Annotated in this window: 17 protein-coding genes; 14 read left to right on the forward strand and 3 right to left on the reverse strand. The window is 44.1% G+C overall.

The window, feature by feature from the left end; all coding sequences use genetic code 11:
* Positions 1-329: 329 nt before the first annotated feature.
* Positions 330-1073: a bifunctional 2-polyprenyl-6-hydroxyphenol methylase/3-demethylubiquinol 3-O-methyltransferase UbiG gene (gene ubiG / locus AB4351_RS07925; protein WP_372125588.1), complete on the reverse strand. Its 744-nt coding sequence runs from the start codon at positions 1071-1073 to the stop codon at positions 330-332.
* 258 nt (positions 1074-1331) lie between these two features.
* On the opposite strand from ubiG, the gene gyrA reads away from it, so the two are divergent.
* Both gyrA and AB4351_RS07935 read left to right on the forward strand, forming a co-directional pair.
* A complete protein-coding gene (gyrA, locus tag AB4351_RS07930; RefSeq protein WP_017072500.1) occupies positions 1332-3974 on the forward strand; it encodes a DNA topoisomerase (ATP-hydrolyzing) subunit A in 2643 nt (880 codons plus the stop codon).
* 169 nt (positions 3975-4143) lie between these two features.
* Positions 4144-4773, forward strand: coding sequence for a tetratricopeptide repeat protein (locus AB4351_RS07935; RefSeq protein ID WP_017066842.1), 630 nt, complete (start codon positions 4144-4146; stop codon positions 4771-4773).
* A gap of 25 nt (positions 4774-4798) precedes the next feature.
* On the opposite strand, the gene AB4351_RS07940 is transcribed toward AB4351_RS07935, so the two are convergent.
* Together AB4351_RS07940 and nrfA are read right to left on the reverse strand one after the other, a co-directional pair.
* The gene (locus tag AB4351_RS07940) at positions 4799-5143 is read right to left on the reverse strand and encodes a rhodanese-like domain-containing protein (protein ID WP_017063559.1); all 345 of its coding nucleotides are present in this window, start codon (positions 5141-5143) and stop codon (positions 4799-4801) included.
* Positions 5144-5268: 125 nt separating this feature from the next.
* Entirely contained in the window at positions 5269-6699 is a 1431-nt protein-coding gene (gene nrfA / locus AB4351_RS07945; RefSeq protein ID WP_372125590.1) for an ammonia-forming nitrite reductase cytochrome c552 subunit, read from the reverse strand.
* A 482-nt stretch (positions 6700-7181) separates the two neighbouring features.
* Between nrfA and nrfB the strand changes: the two genes are divergently transcribed.
* The 12 genes from nrfB to AB4351_RS08005 all read left to right on the forward strand — a co-directional run bounded on the left by nrfB (position 7182) and on the right by AB4351_RS08005 (position 18834).
* Positions 7182-7766 (forward strand): cytochrome c nitrite reductase pentaheme subunit, encoded by a 585-nt coding sequence (gene nrfB / locus AB4351_RS07950; RefSeq protein WP_008222036.1) that lies wholly within the window; start codon positions 7182-7184, stop codon positions 7764-7766.
* Between the two features lie 3 nt (positions 7767-7769).
* Positions 7770-8456: a cytochrome c nitrite reductase Fe-S protein gene (gene nrfC / locus AB4351_RS07955; protein ID WP_017060985.1), complete on the forward strand. Its 687-nt coding sequence runs from the start codon at positions 7770-7772 to the stop codon at positions 8454-8456.
* Positions 8457-8458: 2 nt separating this feature from the next.
* Complete coding sequence (nrfD, locus tag AB4351_RS07960) at positions 8459-9433, forward strand: cytochrome c nitrite reductase subunit NrfD (protein WP_017063561.1); 975 nt, start codon at positions 8459-8461, stop codon at positions 9431-9433.
* A 167-nt stretch (positions 9434-9600) separates the two neighbouring features.
* Complete coding sequence (locus AB4351_RS07965) at positions 9601-11517, forward strand: heme lyase CcmF/NrfE family subunit (RefSeq protein ID WP_017066838.1); 1917 nt, start codon at positions 9601-9603, stop codon at positions 11515-11517.
* On the forward strand, positions 11498-12052 hold the full coding sequence (locus AB4351_RS07970) for a DsbE family thiol:disulfide interchange protein (protein WP_017063563.1): 555 nt from the start codon (positions 11498-11500) through the stop codon (positions 12050-12052). The genes AB4351_RS07965 and AB4351_RS07970 overlap by 20 nt, the downstream gene beginning before the upstream one ends.
* Positions 12049-12489, forward strand: a complete 441-nt coding sequence (gene nrfF, locus AB4351_RS07975) for a heme lyase NrfEFG subunit NrfF (protein ID WP_017066836.1) — start codon at positions 12049-12051, stop codon at positions 12487-12489. Before AB4351_RS07970 ends, nrfF begins: the two co-directional genes overlap by 4 nt.
* A gap of 89 nt (positions 12490-12578) precedes the next feature.
* Positions 12579-12755, forward strand: coding sequence for a hypothetical protein (locus tag AB4351_RS07980; protein ID WP_017063565.1), 177 nt, complete (start codon positions 12579-12581; stop codon positions 12753-12755).
* Between the two features lie 249 nt (positions 12756-13004).
* Positions 13005-13601, forward strand: coding sequence for a GTP cyclohydrolase II (gene ribA / locus AB4351_RS07985; protein WP_009848836.1), 597 nt, complete (start codon positions 13005-13007; stop codon positions 13599-13601).
* 176 nt (positions 13602-13777) lie between these two features.
* Entirely contained in the window at positions 13778-15037 is a 1260-nt protein-coding gene (locus AB4351_RS07990) for an imelysin family protein (protein WP_017063566.1), read from the forward strand.
* Between the two features lie 110 nt (positions 15038-15147).
* A complete protein-coding gene (locus AB4351_RS07995; RefSeq protein WP_372125592.1) occupies positions 15148-16536 on the forward strand; it encodes a di-heme oxidoredictase family protein in 1389 nt (462 codons plus the stop codon).
* Between the two features lie 158 nt (positions 16537-16694).
* The gene (locus AB4351_RS08000; RefSeq protein WP_372125593.1) at positions 16695-17756 is read left to right on the forward strand and encodes an imelysin family protein; all 1062 of its coding nucleotides are present in this window, start codon (positions 16695-16697) and stop codon (positions 17754-17756) included.
* Complete coding sequence (locus AB4351_RS08005) at positions 17746-18834, forward strand: DUF1513 domain-containing protein (RefSeq protein ID WP_372125595.1); 1089 nt, start codon at positions 17746-17748, stop codon at positions 18832-18834. Before AB4351_RS08000 ends, AB4351_RS08005 begins: the two co-directional genes overlap by 11 nt.
* Positions 18835-18851: the final 17 nt, after the last annotated feature.

An 18851-nucleotide genomic window follows, 5' to 3' on the forward strand; every position in this document is an offset into this window, starting at 1 on the left:
CAAGGTAAAGAAATGGGGTTGCTTGTGGATAAGTGGTGGATTGAAAAAAAACTGTAAGTGACCACTAACTGATGAGGTTATATGTGACTTGATTGTATAAAAGTCGGCTTTTAATGATGCTTTATTTTTGCACGCCCATAAAAAAAAATTCCTTGATCTTTGGCCAAAATGGGCGATTGATTTTAGGCGATTAAATTTAAATCGAGGTGGTCAAAATGGAAGCTAGCGCACGAAATTTAGACTGAAAAAAGTCGCAAAGTTATGGTAATTGCAACTCTTTTCATTCGTCTTTTTTACAAAAGGTTTTACGGTAGGGCTACCGATATTTTTTAGCCAAAGTTTTGCGTGTGGACGATGTAGTTTACGTCTACATTTGTGCCTAAACGATAAGTGTCCGTAAGAGGATTGTAGTACAGCCCTGTAATCCCTAGTTCTTGCAGCGGAGTGTTATCGACCATCTTGATAAGTTCTGCAGGGCGAATGAACTTCTCGTGCTCATGAGTGCCCTCAGGAACAATCTTAAGTAGCTTTTCTGCACCAACAATAGCGAACAGGTAAGATTTGAAGTTACGGTTCAAGGTAGAGAAGAACACGTGACCACCCGGTTTCACTAATTTTGAACATGCACTAATCACAGATTGTGGATCAGGAACGTGCTCTAGCATTTCCATACATGTCACCACATCGTAAGTTTGTGGATTCTGTTCTGCATGGTCTTCGATGGTGCTCTGGATGTAATCGAGCTTGGTGCCAGTTTCCAATGCGTGAAGACGTGCCACTTCTAGCGGTTCTTTACCCATATCTAGGCCAGTGACTACTGCGCCCTCAACCGCCATGCTTTCAGCCAAAATGCCGCCACCGCAGCCAACATCGAGGACTTTCTTACCAAATAAACCTTCGGTCTTTTCTAGCACGTAATTTAGGCGCAGTGGGTTGATTTGATGTAGAGGCTTAAACTCGCCTTCTAGATCCCACCAGCGTGACGCCATGTCTTCGAATTTCTTGATTTCTGCTGGGTCTACGTTCTGTGATTTAGTCATAATCGGCATTTCCAAGTTAAATAATGCATCCATGAAATTGCAGGCATTATAACTTGCCTTTTCGCGCTGACCAGAAGATCTACAATTTTGCTAGTTTATTGGATGTAAAGTGACCATGTTTCAGCAAGATATGATGCGGAGGTGCAATTTCTCATCAATTGATTGGCTACAAGGGTCACAAGATGGTAAAAGGAGAGGGAAAGTGATGCCTCCGTAGGTAAATTTGTGTTATATTTTTCGGTCTTATACGTATTCAAAAATACGATCTGACTATAGAGGGAAAATGGCTCTATGAGCGATCTAGCGAAAGAGATCACGCCCGTAAATATTGAAGATGAGCTTAGAGGTTCATACCTAGACTACGCGATGTCCGTCATCGTTGGTCGTGCCCTTCCAGATGTGCGTGATGGCCTAAAACCTGTACACCGCCGCGTTTTGTTCGCGATGAATGTACTAGGTAATGATTGGAACAAACCATATAAAAAGTCTGCTCGTGTAGTAGGTGATGTAATCGGTAAATACCACCCACATGGTGATAGTGCTGTATACGATACTATTGTTCGTATGGCGCAACCGTTCTCACTGCGTTACATGCTAGTTGATGGCCAAGGTAACTTTGGTTCTATCGATGGCGACTCCGCGGCTGCAATGCGTTATACCGAAGTTCGTATGGCGAAAATTGCTCACGAGCTCCTGGCTGACCTTGATAAGGAAACTGTGGATTACGTACCGAACTACGATGGTACAGAACAAATTCCAGCAGTACTTCCTACAAAAATTCCTAACCTATTGGTAAACGGTGCTTCTGGTATCGCAGTAGGTATGGCTACCAACATCCCACCACATAACCTTGGTGAAGTTGTTGATGGCTGTTTAGCATTTATCAATAATGAAGATATCACTATTGATGAGCTAATGGACTATATCCCTGGTCCTGACTTCCCAACAGCAGCACTTATCAGTGGTCGTAAAGGCATCGTAGATGCTTACAAGACTGGCCGCGGTAAGGTTTACATGCGTTCAAAAGCGGATATCGAAGTAGAGAAGAATGGTAAAGAAACCATTATCGTTACTGAGATCCCTTACCAAGTAAACAAAGCTCGTTTGATCGAGAAGATTGCTGAACTGGTTAAAGATAAGAAAGTAGAAGGCATCAGTGCACTGCGTGACGAGTCTGATAAAGACGGTATGCGTATTGTTATTGAATGTAAGCGTGATGCAGTAGGCGAAGTGGTTCTTAACAACCTATACGCTCAAACTCAACTGCAAACGACTTTCGGTATCAACATGGTTGCGTTGAATAACGGTCAACCACAGTTGTTCAACATCAAAGACATGCTTAAGTGCTTCGTAGACCACCGTCGCGAAGTTGTGACTCGTCGTACTATCTTCGAATTGAAGAAAGCACGCGACCGTGCACACATCCTTGAAGCATTGTCTCTAGCACTTGCTAACATTGATGAAATCATTGAACTGATCAAGAGCGCGCCAACACCAGCAGAAGCTAAAGTTGGTTTAGTGTCTCGTGGTTGGGATCTTGGTAACGTTGCTTCAATGCTTGAGCGTGCAGGTACTGACGCAGCTCGTCCTGATTGGTTAGAAGACCAATACGGCATCCGCGATGGTCAATACTTCCTAACGGAAACACAAGCACAAGCAATTCTAGAACTTCGTCTTCACCGCCTAACAGGCCTTGAGCACGAGAAGATTCTAGACGAGTACAAAGCCCTTCTAGAAGAAATCGCTGAGCTAATGCACATTCTTGCAAGCACTGAGCGTTTGATGGAAGTTATCCGTGAAGAACTTGAAGCAGTACGTGAAATCTATGGCGACGAGCGTCGTACAGAAATCACAGCGGCAGTTCATGACATCGACATGGAAGAGCTGATTGCTCAAGAAGACGTTGTAGTAACGCTTTCTAACGCAGGTTACGTTAAGTACCAAATCCTAAGCGACTACGAAGCTCAGCGTCGTGGTGGTAAAGGTAAGAGTGCAACTAAGATGAAAGATGAGGATTACATTGAGCGTCTGCTTGTTGCTAATACTCACGATAACATCCTATGTTTCTCTACTCGTGGTAAGACATACCGTCTGAAAGTTTACCAACTGCCATTAGCAAGTCGTACTGCTCGTGGTAAGCCTATCGTTAACATTCTTCCTCTAGAAGAAGGTGAGCGTATCACGGCTATCCTGCCTGTTTCTGAGTTCTCTAACGAGAAATTCATCTTCATGGCAACGGGTGACGGTACTGTTAAGAAGACATCACTGGATCAGTTCGCAAACGTACGTGCTAACGGCCTAATTGCAGTTAACCTACGTGACGATGATTCACTGATTGGCGTTGACATCACTAACGGTGATAGCGACATCATGCTGTTCTCTAAATCGGGCAAAGTTGTTCGCTTTAACGAGGACAAAGTACGTGCAATGGGCCGTACTGCCTCTGGTGTTCGTGGTATGAAGCTTCCAGAAGACGATCAAGTAGTATCGTTGATTGTTCCTTCTAACGAAGGCGATATCCTAACTGTGACTCAAAACGGTTACGGTAAGCGTACTGAACTAGCTGAATACCCAACAAAAGGCCGTGCAACGCAAGGTGTAGTATCTATCAAAGTCTCTGAACGTAATGGCCCAGTTGTTGGCGCTGTTCAAGTTGAAGAAGGCGACGAAATGATGATGATCACCGACGCAGGTACGCTAGTACGTACTCGCGTTGCGGAAGTGAGCCAAGTTGGTCGTAACACTCAAGGTGTAACACTGATTCGTACTTCTGACGACGAGAACGTTGTAGGTCTACAACGTATCGACGAAGTAGAAGAAGCTGAGGTTGTTGAAGGCGAAGCTGAAGTAGCAAACGCTGAAGCAGCAGTCGTTTCTGAATCAAGTGAAGAGCAAGCATCAGACGCTTCTGATAGCGAGCAAGACACTGAGTAATCTTTCACTTCTATAAATAGAAGTTGAGACAAAAAGCCGAGCCATTGTGCTCGGTTTTTTATTACCTAGAATTTGGCTGTGACTTGTTTAAAAGCCAATAGCTAAACCTCGATCAATATTGTTTTAGTGAGAAAAAGGTACAGTAAAGCGTCAATGAAAGGAGAATGGAATGGATATCTGGTTACTGATTGCTTTGCTGCTAATGAGCCTATTTCTAGTGGCAATCGTGATCGCATCAAACAGAAAAACCAGTCATCTTAAAGGCAACCTCCTTATTTCATGTGTGGCGATATTAGCCAGCATTCTGGTTTGGTCTCAGATGAAACAAGAAGCCCCTCAACTTACTTCAAGTGACGACAGCAGCTATACAGCAACAGATTTCCAAAATGAACTTCAGCAGAGCCTGGAGCAAGACCCTAATCAATCAGACCTTTGGTTTAAGCTTGGTGGTGTTTATATGCAGAAAGGGGAGTTTGATGCTGCATTTACCTGTTACGACTATGCGATTCGTTTAGACCCACAGGCGCCTTCAGGGCTTTATGCAGCTAAAGCGAGCGCCTTGTATTACCTAAGTTCACAGGCGATGAGTGATGATGTGAAAGTGCTCTTAAATCAATCCATGGAGCTTGATCCCAACGATCGTACGGCATTGATGTTGATAGCGACCGATCACTTCATCAGTATGCGCTACCAACAAGCGATCGATGCTTGGACTCAAATTCTCGATTCTAACCAGAAAGGCATTGATCGTGTCTCTATCATCCATTCGATCAACCAAGCTAAGCAAATGATCCGTTAAACGGGCACTATCTGTAATTTCGAGATTATTTGCTTTCTTGCATCTCAATTAAACCGCCAGCGTTGTGGATCTGTGTAAACCCTTGAGCTTTCAAATACTGGTAAGCTTGTCCTGAGCGGTTACCACTGCGGCAATACAAAACGATAGGTTGAGCTTTGTCTATGCTGGCAAAGTGCGTAGCGACTTCAGAAAGAGGGTAGTTAATCGCATTGTCCAGATGACCTTGCTTGAACTCTCCTGGTGTCCTGACATCAACGACCAGCGCACCTTCCTCAATCATTTCCCACCCTGTTTCTGCTCGTTCTGAGGCGTGAAGTCCTGAACTTGTTAATGCGATGCATAATGCCGAAAGCGAAAGTAAGTGCTTCATTCTTTGTTCCTTGAATTAGCTAAAAGGTAATGTGAAATTGGGACGGTTGAGTGCGCCCAAATCTAAAAAACCAGCCACACCTTTACAGTGTGACTGGTTTTATCTTATTGGTCTATTTGAAGGAACTAGTATTCGTAGTTAGCTTCACGCTTTTCAGCTTGCTCTTCCCACTTAGGAACCACGGTGTCTAAGAAGTGTTGCTTCTCAGCATTCATCTTATCCATGTCCATTCCTAGCGCTTTCTGAGCGGCTTCTTTGGTTGAGATATCTGGAATCTCGATTGGATCGGTAATGCCTTTCTTCGCAAGTAGACGAACAATCTTAGTTCGCGCGTCTGCTGCGCGGTCAACCGCCGTTCCAAGAACCTCTAGGGCTACTTCAGGCGCGTGCATGTGAACACCATGAGATGCGATAGCGTAGTCCCAACGCCATTGCGCATGACGAATATCTTGTAAGATAGGTGCCATCTCTTGTTCTGTTGCGCCTGCTTCCCATGCTGCGCCTGCTTCAAAGTGAGCGGCTACGATTTGTTTCTCAGCGGTCAGCTTCATGTTTAGTACTTGAGCTTTGCGGCTTGAAACGATGTTACGCATGGTCTCTTTAGATTGAGTATGGCAGTTAGCACAAGTGTCTTCGAAGCGGTCAAACGGGTTACCTACTTTATGGTCGGTGTAAACGGTACCGTCTTCTTTCGTCACTTTAGGCATGTGGCAGTCAACACAAGCGACGTTGTTCTTACCGTGAATACCTTCACGCCAAGTTTCGTAACCTGGGTGCTGAGCCTTTAGCATTGGTGCTTTAGAGACTTTATGTGTCCAATCTTTAAAACCAATCTGATCGTAGTACTCTTCCATCTGTTCAACACGCGTCCCTTTATCCCAAGGGAATTTCACACCTTTTGTTGGACCCGTGAAGTAGTATTCCACGTGACACTGAGCACACACAGAGGCTTGCTGATCAAAGCGACCTTGCTCTTCGAAGTTCTTCCCAATCGCATCGAACGCACGTTCAACATAAGGACGAGTGATCTTTAGTGCAGGTTCGCCAATTTTAAAGCCTTCACTTTGAGTATCGTGACAGTCGGCACAACCAATTGGATTGACTATCTCGCTGCCAAGACGAGCCCATTTACCTTCAAAGTAGCCGTCTTCACCACGCTCTTCAATAATGCGTGCTACGTCTGGGCTTTTACAGCTCCAGCACGCCATTGGCATTGGGCCTGAATTTTCGTCGGTTGGTCCGCCAGTACGCAGGGTTTGTCTTACATCATCAACCGCATAAAAGTGGCCGCGGGCTTTGTTGTAGTCTTTCGCGAAACCGTAGCCCGCCCATAGAATAACCATGTTTGGATCTTCTTTTAGTGCGTCTTCAATGGCTTCGCTCTCTGACGTTTGTCTCCATGAATGGTATTGATCTGGGTGGTTTTGCTCGAACTGGTCGTTACGAGGATCACCAATTTCTTTTTGTTCAGACGCAGCAAAACTGGTCGCGCTTACTAGTGATGCGCTAACCATTAATAATGCTGTGACGGAATTACGTATCCAATGCTTTTTCACAGTGATATCTCCAATATACTGATTTTTATACCAAGCGTTGTGAGTTTGCTATTCAAATTAAGAACTGGAGAATTGCTGTTTATATTAATTCATAAATAAACACATTTTGTTACGTGTCGGATGTTTGCTTGTTTTAGATCAATTAATGACAGTGACTTCAATCACGTTGAAGTTTATATAGCCCTAAAGGGGTATGTGGACATCAAGTTAGACTGGTCTTATTGAGAATTATTATCATATATAACAAACAATTACCCGACATGCCCTCACTATAAATAGGGTGATTGTGTTCACATATTACCCTTTGTATATTTCGCTTTACCTAATTAGGGGCATATTCTAAATATAGAAAGCGTTGTGGCTTATCCAAAATAAGAATTGATATCATTTAAGCGGTAATAATATCGTTTAAGGGTACTTTTGTTTAACCGGAATATTATTTAGTTGAGAGTTAAATAATGCCGGTATAAGGAAAGGATAAAATGGGCAATATTAAATTGGCCATAGTCATAATGCTTAAATCCCTTCTAGCATTCTGCCTCTATGGTTATTCCATTCATGCTGTTGCAGAGCCTGCTGTTACGCCAGTAGGAGAGTCAACAAGACATGAAGTCGAATTAATACGTGACAAAGATTACAAGTGTGTCCAATGCCATAAAGATTCTAAAGAAACGGTATTTGGTTCACATGGTGAGAGTGCGCACGCTTTGCTTGGCCGTGAAGTGAATTGCACAGATTGTCATAGTTCTATTGGCCCCGATCACCGTGATGGTGCACCTGAGGTGGTGAAGTATCGCGCGGCTCAATCACAACCCGGAACTGAAAAGGTTTTCCTCGATCCTAGCTTAATCCTAGATGCCAACAGCCAATGTATAGATTGTCATAAGCCTGATGATCTGCGCGAAGCGAGTTGGACTCATGACGTACACGCACAAAACTTAACGTGTTCAAACTGTCACGATGTGCATGCGAGTGAAGCGAAGGTGCTTGGCTTAGATAAAAAGCAAACCATCAAGCTGTGTGTGGATTGCCATTCAGACTTCAACCAGAAGAAAGAAGGGGAGTAATCTATGAGCTGCTCAAGAAGAAACTTTTTAGCTGGCGCGGGTGCCGTTATTTTCACAACTGGTGTTGCAGGTACTGCAGCGGTTACAAGCCGCAAAACGCTGGCTAATGTTCAGGAAGATGGCACCAAGCGTTACGGAATGGTTCATGACGAAACCGCTTGTATTGGCTGTACTGCTTGTACTGAGGCGTGTCGTGAAGTAAACAAAGTGCCTGAAGGCGTATCGCGCTTAGAAATCATAAAGAGCGAACCTCAAGGTGAATATCCAAATGTTGATTACCGTTTCACTCGTAACTCTTGTCAACATTGTGATAATGCACCTTGTGTGATGGTTTGCCCAACAGGCGCCGCCTATAAAGATGAGAAGACAGGAATTGTTGATGTACATAAAGAGAAGTGTGTCGGCTGTGGTTATTGCCTGCTAGCTTGTCCATATCAAGTGCGCTTCTTCCATCCTAAGAATAAGTCGGCCGACAAATGTAACTTCTGCCGCGATACCAATCTTGCGCAAGGTAAATTACCTGCTTGTGTTGAATCTTGCCCTACCAATGCGCTGATATTTGGCGACTTAAATGACCCTAAGAGCGAGATAAACCAGGTACTTAAATCTGAAGTGGTTTACAGAGATAAGGCTTATCTAGGTACTCAGCCAAAACTCTATAAAGTGCCACACCAAAAAGGGGAGATTTGATTATGAGTGCATGGGATACAGCGTTTCAATCAGGTACCGTGGTTTGGGACTGGATCATTGCTATCTATCTGTTTTTGGCGGGTATGTCAGCGGGTGCAGTGATGATCTCGATTTACCTTAAGAGAAAGGTGATTGAGGACGATCCAGCGAATAATGGTGTATTAAAGGCAACGGCTTTTCTAGCACCATTCGGGATCATCTCAGGTTTATTGATCTTGGTTTTCCACCTGACGAAACCACTATCATTTTGGAAGATCATGATCTTTTATAATCCGACGTCAGTGATGTCGATGGGTGTGATCTTATTCCAAGTGTATATGGTGATCCTATTTGTTTGGATCGGCATTATATTCCGAAATCAGATTGCCGTATTCTTGAGTGATCAAGCATGGTTAAAAGGGCGACTCGATTTTGTCAGTAACTGGATTGGCAAATTAGAATCTTTTGAGAATGTTTTTGAAATATTCTTAGCTGTGCTTGCGCTATTACTTGCGGCTTACACTGGCTTCTTACTCTCTGCGCTAAATACCTTCCCAATGCTGAATAACCCAGTGTTGCCGATATTGTTCTTATTCTCGAGTTTATCCTCGGGAGCGGCGGCATGTATTTTATTTGGTGTGTTGGTCTTTAAGGAGTCTCCGCATAGTGCGAGTATTTCTTGGATCCACGGCTTCGAACGTCCTGTTGTTATGTTTGAACTGTTTGTCCTTGTTACTTTCTTCACTGGGTTGATATTTGCTGGTGGTCAAAGTGAGCAGGCAGTATGGAACGCGATTGGCGGTGGTTTCTGGGCAAGTTGGTTCTGGTATGGCGTAATTGGTGTGGGTATGGTTTTACCCTTGTTGCTTAACGCCGTGACACCAGCATCGGTTCGCCATAGTACTGTGTATATTTTCTCTGTTACTTCATTGAGTCTGATGGGCGTATTAATGCTAAGAACGTTTGTCCTTTATGCAGGACAATTAACGTTAGCTTAATTTCGCTCAAGGTTATAAGTGAGTGGATGTTGGATACTAAACATCTGCTCACTAAATTTCTTTTCGCTGAGTAGCAATAGCTAGTTGAGTTACATCAGCTAGTTGAGCAATCAATGCCAATAATGGTTTAACTTGGTTCTGCTTAGGTAGAGCCTGATTGAGGTGATATGGTCGGTTCTTTGGGGCTGTTTAGTTTAATTTTGGTCGCTGTTCTCAGCAGCATTATCGCTGTGTATTCGATGTATCAAATGCTAACTAAACAAGCACAAAATGTGGCTTTAATTCGCAGTTTCTCCCTCTCTAGCGCTTTGTTTTCCATTGGCGCTATCGTTTTACTTGGCTATGCCTTTGTAGGTGACGACTTTTCCATCCTCTATGTTGCAGAACACTCCAATACTCAATTACCCACCTTCTTCAAAATGGCCGCTGTGTGGGCTGGACATGAAGGCTCATTGCTATTTTGGGTCTTAACCATTAGCTGTTGGTCGGGTGTGATTGCCCTACAAAAGCAATATTCTTCTGAGTATCAGAGCCGCGTATTGTGGGTGATGAATGTGTTACTCGCGATATTTGCATGGTTTACCTTATTTGCTTCGAACCCATTTGAACTGAATTCGACCTTGCCACTTGAAGGGCGTGACCTTAACCCAATGCTGCAAGACGTTGGTTTGATATTCCATCCGCCTCTGTTGTATTTGGGTTATGTTGGTTTCTCTGTGGTCTTGGCATTTGCTGTGGCCGCTTTGCTGGTGGATCCGATTGAGTTCGATTGGGTCGCTCATTGTCGCAGTTGTTGTTTGGTCGCTTGGATCTTTTTAACCGCAGGGATCATTCTTGGTTCTTGGTGGGCATACTACGAGTTAGGGTGGGGTGGTTGGTGGTTCTGGGACCCGGTAGAAAATGCCAGCCTATTACCTTGGCTAACATCAACCGCTCTATTGCACAGTTTGGGTGTTGCTAAAGGCAAGCAACAGTTGCTGAAGTGGTCACTTAGCCTTGCTTTCATTACGTTTTGTTTAAGTATCCTCGGTACTTTTATTGTTCGATCTGGCGTCCTCACTTCCGTTCATGCTTTTGCTGTTGACCCAACCAAAGGTATCGCGCTGTTGCTGATACTGGTTTTGGTGTTAGTGAGTTCGTTTTCTCTTCTTATTGTTCGTGGTGAATCTTTCGAGTCGAATCCAATCACTAGCTTTGCGAGTAAAAGTTTTTTGAGTTTAGTGGCGGTACTTATATTTGTACTGGGTACGGCGGTGGTGGTGTTTGGTACCTTCTACCCAATGGTTTTTGAATTACTTGGCCTTGGAAATATCTCTGTGGGCGCACCTTACTTTAATCTTCTTATTGCGCCATTGGCTCTGCTTGCGATGGGAGTGATAGGGTTAGCGCCATTGCTCAGTATCAAACCTCAAGCGTCGAAAGGTGTGATTGGAATTATTGCCTTATTGTCTCTCTGTCTTGGCTTTGTAACTTATGTTTTGCAAGTTGAAGCGATCCAAGTGATGGTGCTAATGACATGGTCACTTGCGTTTTGGGTAGCCCTGACTCATGTTTACGGCTTAGCGGTAACGCGCAACTCTAAGTTTCAACGCAAAGTATGGGTGATGACGTTGGCGCATGTGGGTGTCGCAGTATTAGCGATAGGTGCCGCGATGAACAGTTACCATTCATTTGAGCGAAGTTACAAATTGAGCCCAGGTGAAGAGGTTGAGTTTATGGGCTGGACGCTCTCTCATCGTGATACCGAGCTCTATGTCGCCTCCAACTTTACTGCAGAAAAAGCGATACTCGAATTAGATGCTAGCGAGCAAAGCTTTTCCATCGCGCCAGAAAGAAGACACTACCAAGTTCGTGTTATGAACATGAGTGAGCCTGCAATGAAGTGGTTCTGGCATGGCGATGTTTATATCACCATGGGCGAGAAAGTCGATTCCACCGCTTACGCATTTCGTGTTCAGTATAAGGCGTATGCGCGCTGGATCTGGTTTGGTGGGCTGTTCTCCATTATCGGCGCTTTGCTCTCATTGACTCATCGTAAAAAGAAAACCGTTAAGGCGTCACAGTATGCATACCAGCGTTCGTAACAAGCTAATTACTCTAATTGCCTTAGCATTGATTGTGGTGCTGGGATTTGTCTTTGCGCTTGATAATAAGCAGCAGTCGACCATTGTGTCTGAACAACAAAGGGCATTTCCAGAATTTACATCGACTGCGTTAGTGAATAGTGAAGGCGTCAATGGTCAGCAGAAAATTACGCTTACTGATGTCACGCAGCACCCTTATCAACTGGTTAATGTATGGGCATCTTGGTGCGGGATATGTAAAACCGAACATTCATTTTTGCTTCAACTTCACGATAAAGGCATTCCCATCGTTGGGCTTAATTATCGAGATAACTCTGGGGCTGCGATTAACGTGTTATCGAACGATGGCAACCCGTACTCAACCGTGATCAGTGACCCTCAAGGCAAGTTAGCATTAGAGTTGGGCGTAATCGGCACACCTGAAACGTATTTGGTTGATGCCAATGGCCAGATCATTAAAAAGCTATTGGGCGTGATTAATGAAATGGTATGGAAAGATGAGCTTGCGATGTATTTTGATGGTGTGAATGGATGATGAAGTCTCTAGTACAAACCTTGTTTATGCTGTCAGCTCTTTTAGTGATTAGCCTTTCAACCATGGCTGAAGATCTGTTTACTGCCAGTAATAAAGAGACGAGTATTCAAGTTGAACTGTTTGAGTTTGAAAACCCAGAACAACAGCAACGTGCTATTAGCTTGGCGAAAACGTTACGCTGCCCACAATGTCAAAACCAAAATCTGATTGAATCCAACTCACCAATAGCAAAAGACTTACGCCTTGTTGTGTTCAATATGGTGAAAGCAGGGAAGAGTAATAATGAGATTACTCGATATATGACGGAAAGATTTGGTGAATTTGTACTTTATAAGCCGGCGATGAAGGTTTCAAATCTATTACTTTGGTTGCTACCGAGCCTATTATTTCTCTTATTTATATATTTATCAGTAAAAAGTGTTAGGAAGAGCTCATAAAAATTGTGTATTACTGTTTACCAATTGACCTGTATTTTGTAACATTGACCGATTATAAAGGCTAAGCACTGCTATATAAGGATGTATCTGTGGATAACGTAATCTCAAATTTAAAGAAAGAGTTCCATACTCATGTCCGATCTGATAAATGGGCAGAAAAATACAGTGCAAAGTCGAGCATTTCTACGCTTACTCAAGAAGAGTTAACCGAATTAGAGAACGCTTGGGTTCAGCTTGTCATCTGGAAGCAAACTCAAGTAAGTTGATCGTTCTGTAAAAAATCGTAGTCTTAGCCGCAACTGATTAATTTATAACCCCATGTTGGTCATCCCAATGTGGGGTTTTTTCTTATGTGAAAAATAATTGTTATATTATAACAATTTGTACGAGGTCGACCTTGAAAAAAATTGTTAACAGCCTCATAGTGTCTATCATTAGATAGTTAGCTACAAAATATTGCCTAGACATATAATGTAGTGTTGTTAAATACATCGAATTTTCAAGTGAGTATAGCTATGGCGGAAGTGCGTGCCAGAATAGATTTCAAAGTAGGGGTAACAAGCAGTATAGATGCTGAACTTCTGTCTTTTCATGGATTGAAAACAGATAAAGAGCATGTTGCTGTGATATTTAAATCAGCAGACAAGACACAAGACATACCTCTTGTTCGTATGCACTCTGAGTGCCTGACTGGTGATGTTTTCCATTCCTCTCGCTGTGACTGTGGCGAGCAGCTAGACGAAACCATTAGAATTATGGGTGAGACGGGTGGAGTGATTCTTTACTTACGCCAAGAAGGTCGTGGTATTGGTTTATACAATAAAATCGATGCATACCGCCTGCAAAGCGAAGGCATGAACACCTATGAAGCCAACAACCACCTAGGTTTTGGCGATGACCTACGCGATTTTACTGAAGCTGCTGAAATGCTACGCGCCTTAGGTACTACAAAAATCCGCTTAGTCACCAACAACCCTAAGAAGATCAATGAGCTAAAATCTTTTGGTATTGAGATTGAAGAAGTGGTGAATACCTCTGCTCATATCAAATCGGGTAATGAAAGCTACCTGAAGGCAAAAGTCTCACACGGTAAGCATAATCTGGATATCTGATTAGCCTCTTTGTTACGCTTAACATAAAAATGTTTAAAGACCTCACATATGTGAGGTTTTTTTGTATTTATCTTGCAATAAAATTGTAAGTTTGTATTATTTTAATCCGTAGTGCAAATGATAATGGTTTGCACTATTACTACGAATAATAATTTAAAGCTCAACAAGGATGCTTCATGACCATTAAATCTTTAGTGACAAAAGCCGTAACTTCGTCACTCATTTTTGCCTCTGCTTCTTCTTTCGCAGCAGTAACTCAAGATCAAGTTGTAGAACATTACGCAGATATTGCGCATGCAGTGTTTGCAGATTCAGTAATTACAGCAAAAGCGTTGAACTCTTCTATTGATACCTTCTTAGCTTCTCCTTCTGCTGGCAACTTCGAACAAGTAAAACAAGCTTGGCTTGAGTCTCGCGTACCATACCAACAGTCAGAAGTTTTCCGCTTCGGCAACGCTGTTGTTGATGATTGGGAAGGCCAACTGAACGCATGGCCACTTGATGAAGGCCTGATTGATTATGTTTCGACTGATTACCAATATGAACTTGGTAACGAAGGCGCTAGCGCAAACATCGTGGCTAACAAGACTTTCCAAATTGGTCAGACTACCGTTGATGCAACCAACATCACCCCTGAGCTAATCGCAGACTTGAACGAGATCGGTGGTTCTGAAGCGAACGTAGCGTCTGGCTACCACGCAATTGAATTCCTACTTTGGGGCCAAGATTTAAACGGTACAAACAGCGGTGCAGGTGAGCGTGCTTACACTGATTTCGTTGTTGGCGCTGAGTGTACTAACGGCAACTGTGACCGTCGTGGCGCATACCTAAAAGCATCTGCTGAGCTACTTATCCAAGACCTAGAATGGATGGAAAAGCAGTGGGCTGAAGGCGAGAAAGGCAACTACCGTCAAGAGCTTCTTTCAGAATCTAGCGAGAATGGTCTTCGTAAAATGCTGTTTGGCATGGGTTCACTGTCTCTAGGTGAGCTAGCGGGTGAGCGTATGAAGGTTGCACTAGAAGCAAACTCTACTGAAGACGAGCACGATTGTTTCTCTGATAACACGCACAACTCTCACTACTACAACGAGCAAGGCATCTACAACGTTTACACGGGTCTATACAAGCGTGAAGACGGTACTCTGCTTTCCGGCCCAAGCTTGTTCGACCTAGTAGAGCAAAAAGATGAGCAAGCTGCGAAAGAGATTCAAAAGCAGTTTGACCTAGCACGTGCACAAGTAGGCGAATTAGTAACGTCTGCAGAGAAAAACAACCAGCACTTCGATCAGCTAATCGCTGCTGACAACGCTGCGGGTAATGCACTAGTAAACAAAACAATTGTTGCGCTAGTGTCTCAAACCGCTGCGATTGAGCGTGCCGCTGGTGTTATTGGTATTGATAGCCTTAACCCAGACACGGCTGATCACGAGTTCTAAGAACCCGAGACGAAAACAATTAAGGGCTCTCATTGAGCCCTTAATTGTTTGTTATTCAAAAAAGTTACTCCCAAATAAAAACTAAAATCAAAAACACAGCAAGGCAATGTATGAAGTCGTATCTATCAGCCTCACTATTAACCGCACTGTTTTTCTTATCGCCATTACATGCCCATGAAACTTACTCTGGTGGTAAAACGACTGTGAAGAAAGAGGGAGCGAATGCTTTTTCTCTTCCTGCAGCCAATCTACCAATGAGCAAACGCTTGGATTTCAGTGTCGGTAACAGTTTCTTCAGAAACCCTTGGGTACCTGCACCCTCATCAACCGATGCGCGTGATGGGTTAGGCCCACTATTCAATACCAACGGTTGTCAAAACTGCCATATTAAAGATGGTCGTGGTCATGCGCCTGAAAAAGGCGATGAGAACGCGGTTTCAATGTTGGTTCGCTTAAGTATTCCAGCCGAAACGCCAGAGCAGAGACAAGCCTTCATTCGTGATGGTGGTATTCCAGAACCGACTTACGGCGGCCAGTTACAAGATTTCGCGCTTCAAGGTGTGAAACCAGAGGGTAAAGTGAACATCAGCTACACAGATGTTCCGGTTGAATTCAAAGACGGCACAGTCGTGACTCTGCGTAAACCAACCCTAAAGATTACTGATCTTGCTTTTGGCGAGATGCACCCTAAAACAGAGTTTTCTGCGCGCGTTGCGCCGCCAATGATTGGCCTTGGTCTGCTGGAGAGTATTTCAAAAGAAACGATTCTTGGATTTGCTGATCAGCAATTGGCCGACAAACAAGGTATTTCAGGTAAAGCTAACTATGTTCTCGATGTTCAAACCAACGAAATGGCTCTAGGTCGTTTTGGTTGGAAAGCTGGACAGCCAAACCTAATGCAGCAAAATGCGGCGGCGTTTAACGGTGATTTAGGCTTAACGAGTCGCTTATTCCCGAATGAAAACTGCACATCAGCGCAATCAACTTGTGGTGACTTTCCAAATGGTGGCAAACCAGAAGTCAGCGACAACATCTTAGATTTTGTTGAGTTCTATTCGCAGCATCTAGCGGTACCTATTCGTCGTAATGTCGACAATCCAGTCGTTGTTCAGGGTAAAAAGCTGTTTAAAGACGCGGGTTGTCAAAGTTGTCACCAAGCTGAATTCCGCACGGCAGAGCGTGAAGGCTTACCGGCACTCTCTAAGCAGTTAATTAGCCCATATACCGATATGTTGCTGCACGATATGGGTGAAGGCTTAGCGGATAACCGTCCTGAGTATCTTGCGAATGGCCAAGAATGGCGCACAACACCTTTATGGGGATTAGGCTATACCAAAGAAGTGAATGGTCACACGTTCTTACTTCATGATGGTCGTGCGAGAAATGTTATGGAAGCTGTGCTTTGGCATGGCGGTGAAGCAGAAATGGCGAAACAAAACGTTTTAGCTTTGAGTAGCAGCGAGCGTGAAGCGTTATTGGCGTTCTTAAACTCGTTATAGGCTGAGTTGAATTCAGTTTAGTTAACGGCTAATGGCTTAAGAAAGCCGCTATCAAACCACTTAGCACCGCTGAACTTGTAGGAATACGAGGCCAGCGGTCGTTTCGTATTTAATGAACTCATATAATTAAAAGAAAAATTAGGAAGTAAGGTAACAGCATGACACATAAATTTTTGTTAATGCCTTTGTCGGTATTAATCATGGCAGGCTGCCAATCATCGGGTGAGCAAGCCGTTTCATCTGAGGTTAACGGTGTCTCTTATCAAGCAGACACGACTGCTCATATCAGCCGTAGCGTGTATCAACAAGAGTTTGATTCAGCCGTGCTATTCGCTAAGCAAGCCGGTGAGCTGGAAGTCTTGATGCAGGGTTACTGTGAAACCAACAATATTGAGCTGGATGCGTTGGAAAATCAGTGGCAGCTCACCATGAACAGCTGGATGGCACTGCAAGGACAAGAAAGAGGCCCAACAGCGGCATTGGAACAGAGCTGGAATGTTCAGTTTTGGCCAGACAAAAAGAACACCACAGGTCTAAAAATGCGTCAACTGACTCAGCAAGATAAAGCTTGGTCACAAGATGAAATCGCACAGCAGAGTGTGACTGTTCAAGGGCTTGGCGCCTTGGAGTGGTCTCTGTACGACGAGCAATCTCCATTGCTTCAAGACAAAGCTTCAGGTTGTCTATCTTCACAAGCTATCGCACAAAACCTGGCGATGAAATCGGCCTCTATTGCTGAAGCTTGGCAGGTTAACCCGTGGTTAGCACTGGACGAGATGCGTTGGGAATCGGAGTACATCGCTTTGTTGACCAATCAACTTGATTACAGCATGAAAAAACTGAGTCGTCCGATGGCTAAAATTGGTCATCCACGCCCTTACTTCTCGGAATCATGGCGCGCTCAAACCTCAATGACTCAGCTGAAATCGAACGTAGCGGCGCTAGAGAAATTGTACTTAGCAGATGGTAATGGTCTTGATGGTTTATTGAGAGAAAAGGGCTTAAATGACCTTGCCGATCGTGTAGCTGCCCAGTTCACGCTAACCTTAGATACTTGGCCTACAGACTCTAGCTTGTTTACTCTATTACAGAGCAAAGAGGGCTACCGAGAGGTGCTGACTCAATACAACAAACTAGAACGTTTGAAGTACCTGATTCATGAAGAAGTAGCGATAGAGCTTGGCGTGGTAATAGGATTTAATGCTACCGATGGTGACTGATAATACGAGAAGATCGTTACTCAAGGCTGCACTGGGTTGTGCAGCTGTTCCATTGCTTCCGTTTGGGTGTGCGACTCGAAAGGATGGGGTGAGTGCGTCGAACGATCCCCAACTGATTGGCTGTGCGCTTAATGGTCGTGGTCAATATTCTGCAGTTGTGGCTGACGAATTTGGCATGCCACTGAGCCAACTTCCCATCCCTAATCGTGGTCATGGCGTCGCGATTTGCCCAACCTCATCACATGCGGTGGTGTTTGCTCGTCGTCCTGGTGACTATTTTATGGTGTTTGACTATAAAAACGGTCAGCAGATCAAAATGGTCGTGAAAGGTAACAACCGTCACTTCTATGGTCATGGCGTTTACTCATTAGATGGCAAGTTACTGTATGCCACTGAAGGGAAAACGGACAGCAGCCAAGGTGTGATTGGCGTTTACGATGTCGCGCAAGGCTATCGTAAGGTCGAAGAGTTCACTGGTTTCGGTATCGGCCCACATGAAGTGATCATCATGCCGGATGGTAATCTCGCGATCGGCGTTGGTGGCGTTCATACTGATGGTAGAACACCGAAAAACCTCGATTCGATGCTGCCGAGCTTGAGTTATGTTTCTCCTGAAGGTGTGTTACTTGATCAGGTTGAATTGTTGGATAAGAAGCTGAGCATTCGACATTTAGCCCATGATGGTGCTGAAACGGTACTTTGTGGCCAGCAATATCGTGGTGAACCAGATGAGTATCCTTCGCTATTGGCGATGCATGCTAAAGGCGGCCAGTTTGAATCACTGAACGCAGAGCCTGAGCAATGGGCAAGGTTCAATCACTATATCGCCAGTATTGCGGCGTCAGACGATTGGATTATTGCGACTTCGCCAAGAGGCAATTGCTACGGTATTTGGTCGAAAGAGACCAAAGAATTAGTAGAACTGTCTGCATTATCTGACGCTTCTGGTGCTGTGCTGTTTGATGGTGAGTTTCGATTAAGCTCTGGGGCGGGCAGTGTGGTTAGCCAGCGCAAGCCTTATGAGAAATCAACTCAGCAATCATCGGTCCAGTGGGATAATCACTGGAGTGCAATCTGATTCATAAATCCCTTAAA

The sequence above is a fragment of the Vibrio sp. 10N.261.51.F11 genome (assembly GCF_041471665.1).
Lineage (GTDB): Bacteria > Pseudomonadota > Gammaproteobacteria > Enterobacterales > Vibrionaceae > Vibrio > Vibrio crassostreae_C.